Origin of the sequence: Nonomuraea aurantiaca (assembly GCF_020215705.1) — a bacterium.
GTDB classification, from domain to species: domain Bacteria; phylum Actinomycetota; class Actinomycetes; order Streptosporangiales; family Streptosporangiaceae; genus Nonomuraea; species Nonomuraea aurantiaca.
Window position 1 is genome coordinate 18,332 of record NZ_JAIWNB010000045.1, and the last position, 13,002, is coordinate 31,333.

General features: G+C 66.7%; 14 protein-coding genes and 1 tRNA gene. 3 read left to right on the forward strand and 12 right to left on the reverse strand.

Features of this window, described 5'->3' with window-relative positions:
- Window positions 1-548: 548 nt before the first annotated feature.
- A tRNA-Tyr gene (locus LDL49_RS51715) sits at window positions 549-633 on the forward strand.
- A gap of 218 nt (window positions 634-851) precedes the next feature.
- Here LDL49_RS51715 and LDL49_RS51720 read toward each other — a convergent pair.
- The 10 genes from LDL49_RS51720 to LDL49_RS51765 form a co-directional block, all read right to left on the reverse strand.
- Window positions 852-2,216 carry a tyrosine-type recombinase/integrase gene (locus LDL49_RS51720; RefSeq protein ID WP_225302330.1) on the reverse strand — a complete coding sequence of 455 codons (1,365 nt, stop codon included), beginning with the start codon at window positions 2,214-2,216 and terminating at the stop codon, window positions 852-854.
- Window positions 2,213-2,401, reverse strand: coding sequence for a helix-turn-helix transcriptional regulator (locus LDL49_RS51725; RefSeq protein ID WP_225302331.1), 189 nt, complete (start codon window positions 2,399-2,401; stop codon window positions 2,213-2,215). The genes LDL49_RS51720 and LDL49_RS51725 overlap by 4 nt, the downstream gene beginning before the upstream one ends.
- Window positions 2,398-3,999, reverse strand: coding sequence for a replication initiator (locus LDL49_RS51730; protein WP_225302332.1), 1,602 nt, complete (start codon window positions 3,997-3,999; stop codon window positions 2,398-2,400). Before LDL49_RS51730 ends, LDL49_RS51725 begins: the two co-directional genes overlap by 4 nt.
- Window positions 3,992-4,192, reverse strand: a complete 201-nt coding sequence (locus LDL49_RS51735; RefSeq protein WP_225302333.1) for a hypothetical protein — start codon at window positions 4,190-4,192, stop codon at window positions 3,992-3,994. The genes LDL49_RS51730 and LDL49_RS51735 overlap by 8 nt, the downstream gene beginning before the upstream one ends.
- Window positions 4,192-5,622, reverse strand: a complete 1,431-nt coding sequence (locus tag LDL49_RS51740; protein ID WP_225302334.1) for an FtsK/SpoIIIE domain-containing protein — start codon at window positions 5,620-5,622, stop codon at window positions 4,192-4,194. Before LDL49_RS51740 ends, LDL49_RS51735 begins: the two co-directional genes overlap by 1 nt.
- Window positions 5,623-5,708: 86 nt before the next feature.
- Window positions 5,709-6,023 (reverse strand): hypothetical protein, encoded by a 315-nt coding sequence (locus LDL49_RS51745; protein ID WP_225302335.1) that lies wholly within the window; start codon window positions 6,021-6,023, stop codon window positions 5,709-5,711.
- On the reverse strand, window positions 6,020-6,430 hold the full coding sequence (locus tag LDL49_RS51750; protein ID WP_225302336.1) for a plasmid replication, integration and excision activator: 411 nt from the start codon (window positions 6,428-6,430) through the stop codon (window positions 6,020-6,022). Before LDL49_RS51750 ends, LDL49_RS51745 begins: the two co-directional genes overlap by 4 nt.
- A 122-nt stretch (window positions 6,431-6,552) precedes the next feature.
- Window positions 6,553-7,269 (reverse strand): GntR family transcriptional regulator, encoded by a 717-nt coding sequence (locus LDL49_RS51755; RefSeq protein ID WP_225302337.1) that lies wholly within the window; start codon window positions 7,267-7,269, stop codon window positions 6,553-6,555.
- Window positions 7,270-7,571: 302 nt separating this feature from the next.
- A complete protein-coding gene (locus tag LDL49_RS51760) occupies window positions 7,572-7,913 on the reverse strand; it encodes a hypothetical protein (protein ID WP_225302338.1) in 342 nt (113 codons plus the stop codon).
- Entirely contained in the window at window positions 7,910-8,332 is a 423-nt protein-coding gene (locus LDL49_RS51765; protein WP_225302339.1) for a hypothetical protein, read from the reverse strand. Before LDL49_RS51765 ends, LDL49_RS51760 begins: the two co-directional genes overlap by 4 nt.
- A 118-nt stretch (window positions 8,333-8,450) precedes the next feature.
- On the opposite strand from LDL49_RS51765, the gene LDL49_RS51770 reads away from it, so the two are divergent.
- Window positions 8,451-9,674, forward strand: coding sequence for an NsdA family TPR-like regulatory protein (locus LDL49_RS51770; RefSeq protein ID WP_225302340.1), 1,224 nt, complete (start codon window positions 8,451-8,453; stop codon window positions 9,672-9,674).
- Here LDL49_RS51770 and LDL49_RS51775 read toward each other — a convergent pair.
- Together LDL49_RS51775 and LDL49_RS51780 are read right to left on the reverse strand one after the other, a co-directional pair.
- Window positions 9,652-10,134 carry an NUDIX hydrolase gene (locus tag LDL49_RS51775; protein WP_225302359.1) on the reverse strand — a complete coding sequence of 161 codons (483 nt, stop codon included), beginning with the start codon at window positions 10,132-10,134 and terminating at the stop codon, window positions 9,652-9,654. The two genes, LDL49_RS51770 and LDL49_RS51775, sit on opposite strands and share 23 nt — an antisense overlap.
- A 298-nt stretch (window positions 10,135-10,432) precedes the next feature.
- Complete coding sequence (locus LDL49_RS51780) at window positions 10,433-11,278, reverse strand: hypothetical protein (RefSeq protein WP_225302341.1); 846 nt, start codon at window positions 11,276-11,278, stop codon at window positions 10,433-10,435.
- A gap of 524 nt (window positions 11,279-11,802) precedes the next feature.
- Between LDL49_RS51780 and LDL49_RS51785 the strand changes: the two genes are divergently transcribed.
- On the forward strand, window positions 11,803-12,459 hold the full coding sequence (locus tag LDL49_RS51785; protein WP_225302342.1) for a hypothetical protein: 657 nt from the start codon (window positions 11,803-11,805) through the stop codon (window positions 12,457-12,459).
- Window positions 12,460-13,002: the final 543 nt, after the last annotated feature.

A 13,002-nucleotide genomic window follows, 5' to 3' on the forward strand; every position in this document is an offset into this window, starting at 1 on the left:
CCGCGCCACACCGAAGGATCGCTGGCGCCACCTCCCCGTTAAGGCACTTTTCGATTGAGTTGGTGGAGATCATGCGGATGGCCGAGACCACCTCCAACCAGATGAGCCGCAGCGCAACCCGGGTCAGGCCGGGGCCCTCCACCTCTTGTCCATCGTGCCGGATACCGGCTGCGTGGCCCTGATGCTCAGCTTGATCGTCAGTCAACGGTCTTGGACGGTTCCCTGGGGGACGCGGAGCACGCATCGCGCACCTTCTCGGCGCATGTTTTCCCAGTTAAAGACCATCATCTCGGGCCGAACGCCTGCTCGTCTTCGAAGTAGGCCAGAGCAGGACCTCGCTCGGCGACTTCCTCGGCGTCCCCGTGCCAGGCAAGCCGTCCCCGCAGGCCAAGGACACGGGCCTGCTAAAGGGGACGGTCCGGTCGATGGTGGGGCGAATGCTGTTTCGGCGGAGCAGGTAGGCGGGATCCGGCGTGGGACAAACCGGTGTCACGTGTACCGCGGAAGTCCGCTATTCTTCTGTCTGTCGCCGCGAGAGCGGATGGCGCGGCAGGTTGCCCGAGTGGCCAAAGGGAGCGGTCTGTAAAACCGTCGGCTCAGCCTACGCAAGTTCGAACCTTGCACCTGCCACCAGCAGTAACAGCAGATCAGAGGCCCTTCGGGGCCTCTTCTGCGTTTCAGGGGTGTGCAGCCGGATGCCGCCGTGAGCGGGCGGTTGTCGCTGGTCCACCAATATGCGTGCAATGATCTTGAGTGCGTCCCCGCAGGTCGGCGGCCCGATTCGGCCAATACGCGGCCAAGAGAAAGAGCCCCGGTGGTGGGCCGGGGCTCTGGGTGTGGTGAGTACTCGGTCATGCGGCGAGGGCGTCGCCGATCCGCTTGTTGGCGATCTCCTGCTGGCCGTCGATGCACTTGGCGTAGACACGCAGGAGGACGTCCACGCCATGCCCCGCACGCTCGGCCACATCCGGTGCCGGGACGCCCGCATTGAGCCACAGGGACACGGCCGCGTGCCGCAGGTCGTACGGCCGCTTGGCGAGCGGTGAGGCCACCTGAGCCGGGGTGAAGGCCAGGAGCCGAGCCTGTTGCCATACCTCGGTGTAGGCCGTCGAGGCGACCACGCCGTCACGCTCGCTCCGGAAGAGCCGGCCGTCCTTGGCTGTGCCGAACTCTTCGATGTGCTGGCGGAGGATCTTCACCAGGTCCGGCGGGATGGGCACCACTCGGACGTCGGCGCGGCCCCGGTGCTTGAGACCGCGTTCCTCGTGGGCGTCTCCGCTGTCGGTCCAGTGGGTGTTGACCTCGGGACGGGACACGTCGATCGTGAGCCGTCCCCAGCCGGACGCGGATAGATGGCAGTCCTGGACACGGAGACCGACAGCTTCGGCCGGACGTAGCGCGGCGTAGTACATGCAGGCGAACAGGGCCATGAGTCGCCGGCCACGTCCGCGCCGACCGACGTAGGTCACCGCGGTCAGCAGCTCTTGCGCCTGCCGAGGGTTCACCGCGACGCGCGGGTCCACAGTGTCCGTCGTCTTGGGCGGCTTCCATCTCACCTTGTGCAGAGGGTTGGACGGAAGCTCGTCCAGCTCCACGGCGTACTCCGGTAAGGCATGGAAGACGGCCCGCTTGCGGGCGATCGTGGTGGGCGCGGCAGCCTTGCCGTCCAGGCACAGGGCCAAGGCGTCCAGCGCCAGCCGGATTGTCTTGGTCTCTTCCAGACTGCTCAGGCCGAGCGAGGCCGCCTCCAGCCATGCGACCGTGCTGACGTGCTCTGGCGGCGTCTTCGGCCTCTTGCCCTCAGGGAGGAGGACGTACTTGCGCAGGGCCGTGCGAAGAGCGCGACCATCGGGACGGCCCGCCCGTTCCTTGGTCAGCGCCGGTAGGACCGTCGCCAGGGCGTCGGAGATGCTGTCTCGGCTCTTCGCCGCCGCGTGCGGCCACTTCATCTCTATGAACGCCCTGGCGAACTCCAGGACGGTCCTGGAGTCCTTGGCCTTCAGCATGGACGCCGGCAGCCCCGTTTCCACGTCGAATGCCTCACCGCGTTTGGCGGCCTGTCGAAGGTCGGACAGGAAGCTCTCGGCCAGGGCTTTGGTGCGGTATGTCTTGGACGAGCGCTTACGGGCGACCGACCAGCGGACGACGTAGGAGGGCGTCTTGCTGGACTTGTTGCGGCTGATCTCGAAGAACTTCACGTCGTACGAGGTCGTCATGCGGCGCTCCTGAGAGATTTGAGCCAGGCGTCGAGGTCGCTGCGGTAGATGCGGAGTTCGCCGTTGGGCAGGCGGATGCCAGGCGGGGCCTTGCCGGTCTCGCGCCAGCGGTAGAAGGTGCGGCGGGAGACGCCGCCGAGCTCGTCGAGGACTTGGGCGACGGTGAGGAGTTCGTCTCTCTTCACGCCGCCACCTCCTCAGTTGCCGGAAGAGCTTGTCCGACAGCTTGGGCTTGGAGACGTGCCATGTGGGTTCGCCAGCGTTGGCGTTCGGCCACCGAGCGCAGGAGGCGTGTGGCGAGCGGCGATACGTTGGCGTCGCCGGCCGGGACAGGTTTCCAGATGTAGCGGTGCGGGTCGGGTGTCTCGTTGGGCTGGCCGAGGGCTTCCAGGACCCACGTGCGACGGTCATGCTTGTGTTCGGCGAGGGTCTTGTTGGACCACTTGCGGGAGACCAGGACGCGACGGCCCGCGTAGCCGAGGTGGTCGGGCTTGTGGGCCTTGCTCCGGCACGCTCCCGGGGTCATCCCCGGCTTGGCGTCCTTGGGCTGTACTCCGTAGCGCAGCCAGTTCGGGCACCTCGGAGAGCAGGGTTCGTACCGCAGGGCTTCGATCATGCGGGCGGCGTGCTCCCGCCGGGCCGGGTTGTCGGTGTCGAGGCTGTCGCCGAGGCTCTTGGTGGGGTACTTGGACAGGTAACGGATGCACTGGTCGGCGTCCGGGGTGCCGGCGAGGACGCCTTTGACGTCGATCTGGTCGCCGAAGCGGATCACGTGCTGGGGTTCGGCGTCCTGGTCGGTGTCGAGCTGGTCGAGTGCTTCGTCCCAGGTGGGCAGGACCTCGCCCGTGTCAGGGTCGAGGTAGCCGGCCCCGTCCTGCCAGACCGGCTGATGCTCGCCGTCGAAGCGCACCACGTCGGCCGTTGGCCACCACACCTGGTGATAGGTCGCGGCGGCGATCTGCTTGACCTCCGCTCGGGGCAGGGTGCCGCGGATGGCCATGTGCAGGTGCGGCGCGAGCCGCTTCTGTGGCTCCACGGTGGCGAAGTACTGCACGTCATAGCCCGCCACTCGGCGAAGGTTCTGCACGAACCGGTCCACGAGCTTGGAGAAATGCAGCGCGTCCCGAGCAGCCCGCGCGTAGTCGTAACTCTCCGGATCCACCGGTACGCCGTCGCGGACCTTGCCGTAGGACGGGAGGGTGAGCGTGACGAACAGCGAGGGCCGGTAGACCTTGCCGTCCGAGCTGGTGAACGTCCGCCCGAGCGTGGTCGGCGCCATTCTGCGCTTGGGCAGGTTCGGGGCGTCCTGCCGCCGCCTGGTCGAACGGGTGCGCTTGGGGACGGTTCGGCCGAGGACGTTGCCGCGCATGCCCGCCTCGTTGATCTCGGCGTCAACGCCCTCGATGGCAGCGTCCCAGTCGGAGGTGTCCTCACCTGACGCGGCGGCCTGGTCGCGGCGGGCCTGGAGGTCAGCGCGGAACTCGACCAGCCACCGCTGATCGTCGGTCGGCTCGTCCGGGGTGATGGCCGGCTCCTGGTCGAGGTGCCAGCCCTCGCGGCACTGTGCCCGCCGCAGCTGCCGGTTCCGCTTGGCACACGGCGGACACTTGGCCTCCAGCGTCGCCCCGCAGGGGACGTCCACGATCTCCCAGCGACCGGTGTGGACATCGAGCCGCTTGAGCGGGACGGGCCGGATGCAGACGCCGTACTGCTTGGCGACCTCCACCGCCACCTCACGGGCCAGCGGCATCGCCTGTCGAACAGCGCGAGGCAGTTCAGCCATGGACACCTCCCTCGTCCTCGGCCCGGTCTGCGCAGAGCCGAAACAGGCCGTTGTACGGGTGCTTGAGCGTGCGGGGATGAAGCAGCGCGAAGACGCGCAGCCGGGGCACGTCGCGGAAGGTGAGCAGGACCATGAGGCGTCGGCCCGCGACGAGTTCAAGTTCTTCAGCCGTGCCGTGGAAACAGACCTTCATCAGGCAGCGTCCCTTCCGGCGGTGGTGAAGGTGGCGGCCATGTCGCGGATGTCGGTATCGGAGACGTAGGCCGCGCGGACCCGGACCGGGTCGGGCGAGGTCTCCAGCCGGACGTAACCGACGCCGGCGCCCCGCTCCGGGACAGGTGAGATGTGGTCTGCTAGAGCGCCACGGTCGCGGGCGCCGTCGCCGAGGACCATGTCCACCTGCTCGGACTCGTCCAGTCGGAGGGCGATCTTGTCGGGGAACAGGTTGCGGATGTTCATGACCTCCTTGCGCGGGTCCTGGAGGGCGGCCATGACCCCCATGCCGACCGCGCGGCCCTGGGTGGTGAGCGTGGCCAGGGCAGCGGAGATGCGCTGCTTGAGCTGCCGGTCAGCCTGGTAGGCGGTCAGGAAGGCCACCTCGTCGACGACCACCAGGACGAACGGATCGTCCGCGGTCGGCGTGTGGGAGCGCAGAACGCCGGCGAACCGGGCGGCGCGCTCCTGCATGACCGTGACGGCCTGGTCGAGCAGGTCGGCGCACGCTTCCGGAGTGGCGGCGTACCGGTCACCGAACAGGGCCCGTCCGTACGACAGCTCCATCAGCTTGGGGTCGAGCGCCCAAATCTCGACCAGTCCCGCCCGGACGGCAGGGAGGAGCCCGCGGATGGTGGACCAGATGATCGAGCCTTTGCCGGCACCGGTGGCGCCCGCGACCAGGACGTGAGTGCCGTGCACCTTGAGCCACCACGGCCGCCCGTCCTCCTGCTTGCCGATCTCGACCGGCCCCACGGTCGGGGCGTCGGGCAGTGGCAGAGCATCGAGCGGCACGGCCAGCGGGTCGGTACGCGGGAAGGTGAGCTGGAGCCGCCCACCCCGGGTGACCGCCACGCGGCAGGAGGCCGCGCCGAAGCCCTGCGCGAGATGGTCGAGGCGGTCGGCCCAGTCCTTGACCGACTGGCCCTTGAGCATGCGCACGGTGACGAGGTCGGCCCACGCGGTGCAGGTGACCTTGCCGAGCTGGGGCAGGTAGTCACGGCCCCACAAGTGCCGGCCGAGCCCCGAGACGACCATGACCGATTGCCAGTGCCGCCGGTACACCCAGACGAGCCGCCACCAGGCCAGCATCCGCAGCCCGACCAGGCGAACGAAGCCGTGCCGGTCGGTGAGGGCCCAGGTAAGCATCCCCGTAGGGAAGGGGACGAGGAGAAGCAGCGCAGTTCGCCACCCGTACGCCAGCGTGAGAGCGACGGGCGTCAGGGCGATGAGCAGGGCGACGGGGTGCCGCCAGAGCAGCCGTACGCATCCGGCGAGGATGCGCCAGGCGAAGATGATCAGGGTCAGGATGGCGGGAGTCTGGACGACGGCCGGGCGGAAGACGATGGCCGTGTCGGGCGTGGTGGTGACGAGGTTGCGCGCCTCGTCGCCAGGCAGCCGCTTGAACATAAGCTTGGAGCCTCTCGTGATGTGGAGTCAGGGGAGAACCGAGGGGCCGCCGGAAGTTGGCGCTTCTGGCGGCCCCGCCTTACGTGTCAGGCCGCCGTCTGGTCGGTGGCCTTGCCGGTGGCCGACTGCCGGGTGTGCAGGCGCTCGCAGTCGGCCAGGTACTGAGCGGCGGCGGCGTAGATGTCGCGCGCCAGGGCCAGGTCAGCGACGGTCACCGACCCGCCGCCCGTGGTGGAGATGGAGACGTTCGCCTCCGAGGTGCTGACGGCCAGGTACGGGCGGCGCTCGTCGATCACACCGGCGCGAGTACGCACCTCGTGGGTGTAGAAGGAAACCGCGACGTGCGGCCTGTCCGCCGATGGCATCGACAACGTGACGTAGGTGTACGGTTCGAGGCTCACGCCGCTGCCTCCTTGCCGGCGGGAGCCTGCTTGGCGCGCGGCGGGCGCATTCCCGTGGCGCGGATGGAGTAGGCCAGCCGCCCGCTCTGGGACACGTACGGCGTGACGGTCATCCCGACGAACTCCACGGGCGTGATCGGGAGGCCGGGCGCGGCGGGCGGGAGGGGCGGTTCGGTCGAGGACAGGATCTTGACCGCGATCGTCTTCTGGGACGCCTTCACGGTCGGGTCACCGTCCATGACCGGGACCTGCCAGACCGGTTCTCCGGTCGTCTTGTCCTTGGCGTAGACGGTTCGGCCGTTGGTGGAGGCGTCGAAGTCCTTGACCTGCTCGACGTTGCCGACGAGGTAGCAGCCGTGCGGGAAGACCTGCTCGAAGCTGATCGGGATGGGTCCCTGGATTGCCATGTGGTTCCTCTCTGCTGCGGCGGAGAGCCCTTCATTCGCTCGTCCACTTGTCCGCATGAGTTGAGAGTAGGTAACGGCCACTCGTCCGCACAAGTGGCCGAGCCGGAATGGCTTGGTAAGAGTTAGCTCACCTTGTAGACATCCTCAAGCTCGTGCAGGGTGCCAGGCAGGGCCAGGCTCATGGCGAGCAGCACCGTCCCCGCCGGATCGTGCACGGTGGCCAGCACGCCGAGCACCGGGTTGGACGAACCGAGCAGCTCGACCTCTTCCTTGGTCGGCTTACGAGCGGTGACGCGCTCGGTGATGTGGTCGAACCGCAGATGCTTGACCGCCTGGAGATGCCGGCGGATGCCGCTCCGCAGCGGTTCCGGCTTGTCCAGGTCGGAACCCACCGCGATCTCCAGCGGAACCCACACCGTCTCCACCGCCGACGGGAGACCTCCCTCACGAGCCACCCGCCTACGCATGATCACTGGCGTACGCTCGGCGACCCCGAGGAGCTTCGCCACGTACCGAGGCGCCGACACGCGCGCCACCTCCACAAGGCTCTCCGCACTCTCGCCCTGTTCGGTCGCGGTCAAGCTCGGCCGGACGCGATCGGCCCCACTCTCGGGACGCCCCTTCACGAACGAGCCCCGCCCGTGCTCACGCTCGATCCAGCCCTGCATGGCCAAGGTCTGAAGAGCCCGCACCACCGTCGTACGGCCCACGCCCAGCTCACGAACCAACTGCGTCTCGGAAGGCAGCATGTCGCCGGGCGCGTACTCGCCCGACTCGATACGCTCCTGAATCGCCCGCATGACCTGGGCGTACTTCGGAGGGGCGAAGTCCATGCTCATCTTGGCCGTCCGTTCACTCTTGCGCTCGTCCGCACAAGTACAGTACTGGCTAAGAAGTGACCTGTCAGGGCTCTTGAAAGGCAAACTTCCGTCTCCACCTGAAGGCTTGCCTGTACCGCCGCGCACATTCCTTGCAGGATGTCGAGCCGTCCGGGACGAACGGCACATGCCAATCGTCGATCAACACCGGCTGCACCGTCACCCCGCACCATGCCGTCATACCGTCCGTACGCACCGCATGCTGTACCAGGACGGAGTTCCGCCGGATGCTCTCCACCCCGCATCCCCAGAAGGCGACCTCGTCATCGCTCATGCTCGGTCTCGCGCAGAAGCTCAGCCAGCGGCCCTGTCGCGGAATGCGTGGATCGCAAATCCGCATAACGCATGGCGACGCGGTGAGCGGCCCGCACCGGGTCAATGGCGGGATGCCACGCATAGATGACACGGCGCCGCCCGGCATTCCACCCGGTTCGCCACCAGAAATGGTTGCCGTCGCACCACACCACGAGACCGACCCAGACAGAGACGAGCGCGAGCCCGTATCCATCGTGAACGTCGGCGGCGACCCCTTTGACAGCCAGCGCTTGCCGAAGAAGCTCAGCCGAATGTCCCGGATGAATCGAGACGAATTTCGCCGCGCTCATTCGGCCACCCGCTCGAACCTGACCGAGCCGGCCGTGTCCAGGTACGCACGGAAGATCTCGTGACGGCTCTCGCCGTCAGTCACGCCGCCGAGCCCGTAGACGCTGTGGATGATGCGCCCGCACACCGCAGCGTCCCCAGCCACGCCGCGCATCGCCTTGCGCAGCTCGTCCATCGCCGTCGCCTGGAACGGGCTCGACCCGCACGACCCGAGCGCCTCACCCCCGCCGGACTGGACCCGAACTTCCCACTCGAACACCTCGCCGCCGGCGGGGGCGCCGCACTCAGCTCCATCGCAGAAGAGGCACTCAACGGTGGAGGACGAGGTGACCCCCATCCTCGACGCCGCCACGTGCCCGCGCCGCGTGACGATCTTCCATCCGCGCCCGTCGCATTCTTCGCACCTGACCGGAGTTGTCATGCGGCCGAGCATGAATGGACCAACCGTTTATACATATCCAGCGGCGATATACCACCGAGGCATATAGAGTCCCCGGCACGGCAATGCACCATCACGGAGCCGAGTTCCGGAGGACCGCATGCGCGCGAGTGCTTTCGAGCCGATCAAGCTACCGCCATCGGTTTGGGAACGCGACGACGTGCGAGAAAGCCTGAAAAACCGCGACATCGCGAGCCTATTCCGGCTTGTTGCAAAATACGGCGGTATCAGTCAGGTTCGCATCGCAAGTGCGACCGAAATAGCCCAGCCCCGCGTCAACAAGATCTTCAAAGGAACCGCCGGCCCCATAGAAGAACTCGCCGTCTTCGAGCGCATCGCCACCGGACTCGGCCTGCCCGACCACGCCCGCATGCTCCTCGGCCTGGCCCCACTCGACATAGCATCCCCAACAGGCGACCTCGACGACGAGCACCAGGAGCAGACCGACGAACTCGCAGCCCGCCTGGAGGCCGCCGCAGCCGTCGACGACACCATGGTCATGATCCTGCGGACGGACACCAACAACCTCCGCCTCCAGGACCGCCGACTCGGCAGCGTCGCCATCGCCGACAAGATGCGCGCCCAGATGGCCCAGATCGAACGAGCCCACCGCCACGCGATACGCCCACGCATCCGCGCCCAGCTCGCCCACCTACTTGCCGAAACAGCTTCATTGGCCGGCTGGCAGGCCATCAACACCGTGGCCCTCAACGACGCATGGAACCACTACGAAGCCGCCAAAGCCGCCGCCCGCGAAGCCGAGGACGCCGCCGTGCTGGCCTACGTCTCCGGCGAACAGGCGTACGTCCTCATGGACATGGGCCGCCCAGCCGAAGCCGCCGAACTCCTCCAGCACATCCACACCACGCACCGAGACCACGTCCCCGCCCGCCTGCGCACATGGCTCGCCGCCGCTGAGGGCGAGGCCGCGGCCGTCCTCGGAGACGAGACCGCATGTCGTCGCGCCCTCGACCAGGCAGCCGCCGTATTGCCGGAAGGCGACGGCGACCCGGACATGCCCTACCTGTCCATCAACGTCCACCACTTCGCCCGCTGGCGCGGAAGCTGCCTACTCCGCTTCGGCGACCCCGGCACCGTCGAGGACCTCCGCTCATCACTTGCCGGAATGGACGGCACCTACAACCGCGCCGAAGCAGGCGTCCGCTGCGACCTCGGACACGCCCTCCTCGCGGCCGGCGACCCTGAAGCCGCCCAACCCCACATCCACCGCGCCAAGCAACTGGCCACCATGACCGGCTCACGCCGTCAACGGCGCCGCATCGACGAGCTAACGCAAGCGGTCAACCGCGCCCTTGGCCGTTGAGTCGCTGCTGAGCCTGAAGCAACCCGATCAACGTCCCCGACGTCCAGATGTCCCCGCGAGCGATCATGTCCGGGATCTCCGCCATCGGAACCCACTCGATCCGATCGGCCTCCACCTCGCCCTCCGGCTTGCCGACCAGCTCGGCCCCGCGCATCAGGAACAGGATGTGCTCGGAATCCACCATGCCGGCCATCGGCTGATAGCTCACCAGATGCTCAACCTGCTTCGGCCGATACCCGGTCTCTTCCTCGACTTCCCGGGCGGCCGTGGTCATCGGGTCCTCGCCGGCCTCGACCAGCCCGCCGGGGAGTTCCCACCCCCACCGGTCGAACACGAACCGATGCCGCCACATCAACAGGACCCGGTCCTGCTCATCGACGACGACAGCGATGGCAGCCCGGTCCAGGTGCACCACATGATGCTCGAACCGCTCCCCGCCCGGGATCTCCACATCGGCCATCCCGAGCCGGATCCACCGGTTGTCGTAGATCAGCCGTTCCCCGTGAACCACCCAGCGCGTCAGCGCAGCGTCATCAGCCACACCGTGAAGCTACCGGCCTACGACGACGTCGTACACGCACTTCCAGGTGACAGCCGAGATCGTTGCCGAATAGTCCCTATGAAGATCAAGGGCGGCGCTCCGCGCCGCCGGCGCGGCCCTGCGCTCGGCCGCACGCTGCGCGTGCGGCCTGGGGGCCGTTCTCGCGCGCGGCCGTGCTCGGGCCGCGGATCTACTCCTCACCGCGCCTCACCGCGCCTCACCGCGCCTCACCGAGCCGCTTCAAGAAGCGCCTAAGACACATGCCGAGCTCGGAAGCATCGCTCAGCACCTCCACCGGAATCCGGTCGATCACTGCAACGCCAGCATCGCGATACAAATGGTCGCGTGTCGCGTCGAGAGCGCGACGCCCCTTGTGGTGTGGGCCGTCGATTTCTATGACGCCCGCGCGGCCCTTGTAAGTCACGAGAATGTCGGGCTCCCAGGTATGACCGAGCACCCGAGCGCCGGGGAGGGGGAAGACACCAATCGTGTCGTCCCTTGGAAAATCCTGCTCCTGGATCTTCTTCAACATTTTGAAGACGATGAGTTCTCCACGATTCGTGAAGGTAAGGTTGTCCTCCACGAGTCGCGGAGATTCCATCCGGGCTCGTCGACCTTGGTTCGTCACTCCTTTACCGGAGAGATAAGCCTGTACTTGATCGCGCCAATCCGGTCCGACGAGGGGGAGTGTCTCACGGACGTCTACCCAGTAAGCGTGATACTGCCGACGCCTCATGACGTCCATGAAGACTGGCCTCAGCACGTCATTCATGACCTGATCCGTGAACTGTGCCCGATGTCCTGAATCGACTTCGAGCCAGGGCCAGTTCTCTCCGTGCTCGTCATTCCATTCCTTGACCGCGCGCACAACATCGAGAAGAAGGCGTGCCGACTTATGGTCGCCTCTCTTAAGGAGTAGGACTGCGGTAGTCCCCACCACCGCCTCGGCGTTAAGCCATTCGCCATCTTCCCCAGAGTGATCATTGATCAGGTCGTCGAAAGATTGCGGCTTGCTCGGCGCTTTAGGTGCCGGCGTTGGCCAGCCGTCGGTCTCATAGCCCATGATCTTCCTCCGTGTGAGGCTTCACCATGAGAGCCTACGCACCGACACCGACACTATGGCCGTACTTGAGGCAATCCAGCCGGATGCCTCCGGCGGGGGCACTCTGGCTCCGGGATGATCGCCGCGCCGGGTGTTCTCAACATAAGTGGCCGAGGTGGAGGCCTGATCATCCCGCCCACCATCGACCCGGGACAAGCCGAGCGGGCCAGGGCCACGGGGCCAAGGTCGTTCCTCCAGTTGGGGGCTCCACCTTGTCCCCGTGGCCCTGGCCCGCTTCCCTTCGGGCGGGTCGACGGCAGACGGGATGATCAGGACGAGAGGTATGCGCAGTGCGCAAGAGCCGGGTCACCAGCTGATCGTCGTGCAACAAGACAAGGTGAAGAGGGAGCAGCCACGGTCACTCATAACGCACCGCAAGCCCGGTCAACGCCTTGACCGTTCCCGGGCGCCCTATCAGCCCAGACACCTTGCCACCGTGCGCGACCCCGCTTGCAGTGTCAGTGCCGTGCGGTACACATCTCCGCATGAAGAATGTGCACGAGGTGGCCGCCGCCCTCCCCCCCGTCGAAGTCCTGCGCGACCACTGTCGCGCCCTCGCCATGGTGGATGCCATACGTATCCCGGAGTGGGAGTACCGCGAGTACTCTTTTGACTCCCGCTGGGCACCAGGGGAGGAGATGGCCTCGTGGCGCAGCGGTGCGGGCGACGACTATTCCATCGTGTTCTGCCTTGCTGGCGTTTACATCCGCGGTTTTGACCACGAGTCGCCCGTTTCGCCGTTCGCCAGCGATGACCTTCGCCCCTGGCCGGGCGTGGTCGACGACGTTCCCGAGGTGTTCAGACCGCAGCTCGACGAGGTGGCGTTCACGCTCGAGGACGTCCCGCTCATCACTTGCTGCCTGTGGCGCACTACATCGGACGATCGCTGGCGCACTGGGCGCGCCACCTACGAGAGGGACGGCTCGGACCAGATGTTCGATCTGCTCATTGATCGTTCACCCGCTGCTTACGTGGCATGGGCGGCCACTGACGAGGACGAGCCGCCCGTGCCGGTGGAGCCGGTCGCGCACATCTTCGCGCTCCGGCCGCTAACAGAAGAGGTCGTCAGAGCGCTAAACCCGGAGATCGGGCTGCGCAACGTCCGTGCCGACCTCCAAGAGATCGGCTACCCGCTCGGGTAACACGAGCGTGGGGTGGGGCACGCCACGCATAGGTAGATGCAGCCCTGGGATCATCTCCGCCAGTCGCCGTGCCATATACGTGCAATGATCATGGACTGCATTGTGGCGAGACGCGCTTGCGCCGCTGGTGGGAAGCCATTTCCCGGTCCAATAGGTCACGAGCTGTAAAACCGTCGGCTCAGCCTACGCAAGTTCGAACCTTGCACCTGTCACCAGTGTAAGCGCAGCTCAGACGCCCTACGGGGCCTCTTCTGCATTTTAGGGGTTGTGCAGCCGGATGCCGCCGTGAGCGGCTCATTGTCGCAGGTTCCGGAATATGCCCGGAATGGATCATGAGGCGTTTCCCCTGGTCGGGGGGCCTTGATCCGGAAGATCTGCGGATCGTGTGGGCGTGGGAAAGTATGTGGAACGGCGAAGGGCCCCGGTGGCGTTCCGGGACCTCTCGGGGCGGTGCTGGGTGATCAAGCGGCGAGGGCATCCTCAATCCGCTTGTTGGTGATCTCCTGTTGGCCGTCGAGGCACTTGGCGTAGACCCTGAGCAGC

Excerpts from the sequence above, each read along its gene's own strand:
- LDL49_RS51720 (WP_225302330.1), bottom strand. The coding sequence starts at position 2,216 with ATGACGACCTCGTACGACGTGAAGTTCTTCGAGATCAGCCGCAACAAG.
- LDL49_RS51730 (WP_225302332.1), bottom strand. The coding sequence starts at position 3,999 with ATGGCTGAACTGCCTCGCGCTGTTCGACAGGCGATGCCGCTGGCCCGT.
- LDL49_RS51735 (WP_225302333.1), bottom strand. The coding sequence starts at position 4,192 with ATGAAGGTCTGTTTCCACGGCACGGCTGAAGAACTTGAACTCGTCGCG.
- LDL49_RS51740 (WP_225302334.1), bottom strand. The coding sequence starts at position 5,622 with ATGTTCAAGCGGCTGCCTGGCGACGAGGCGCGCAACCTCGTCACCACC.
- LDL49_RS51750 (WP_225302336.1), bottom strand. The coding sequence starts at position 6,430 with ATGGCAATCCAGGGACCCATCCCGATCAGCTTCGAGCAGGTCTTCCCG.
- LDL49_RS51755 (WP_225302337.1), bottom strand. The coding sequence starts at position 7,269 with ATGAGCATGGACTTCGCCCCTCCGAAGTACGCCCAGGTCATGCGGGCG.
- LDL49_RS51760 (WP_225302338.1), bottom strand. The coding sequence starts at position 7,913 with ATGAGCGCGGCGAAATTCGTCTCGATTCATCCGGGACATTCGGCTGAG.
- LDL49_RS51765 (WP_225302339.1), bottom strand. The coding sequence starts at position 8,332 with ATGACAACTCCGGTCAGGTGCGAAGAATGCGACGGGCGCGGATGGAAG.
- LDL49_RS51770 (WP_225302340.1), top strand. The coding sequence starts at position 8,451 with ATGCGCGCGAGTGCTTTCGAGCCGATCAAGCTACCGCCATCGGTTTGG.
- LDL49_RS51775 (WP_225302359.1), bottom strand. The coding sequence starts at position 10,134 with ATGGCCGATGTGGAGATCCCGGGCGGGGAGCGGTTCGAGCATCATGTG.
- LDL49_RS51780 (WP_225302341.1), bottom strand. The coding sequence starts at position 11,278 with ATGGGCTATGAGACCGACGGCTGGCCAACGCCGGCACCTAAAGCGCCG.
- LDL49_RS51785 (WP_225302342.1), top strand. The coding sequence starts at position 11,803 with ATGAAGAATGTGCACGAGGTGGCCGCCGCCCTCCCCCCCGTCGAAGTC.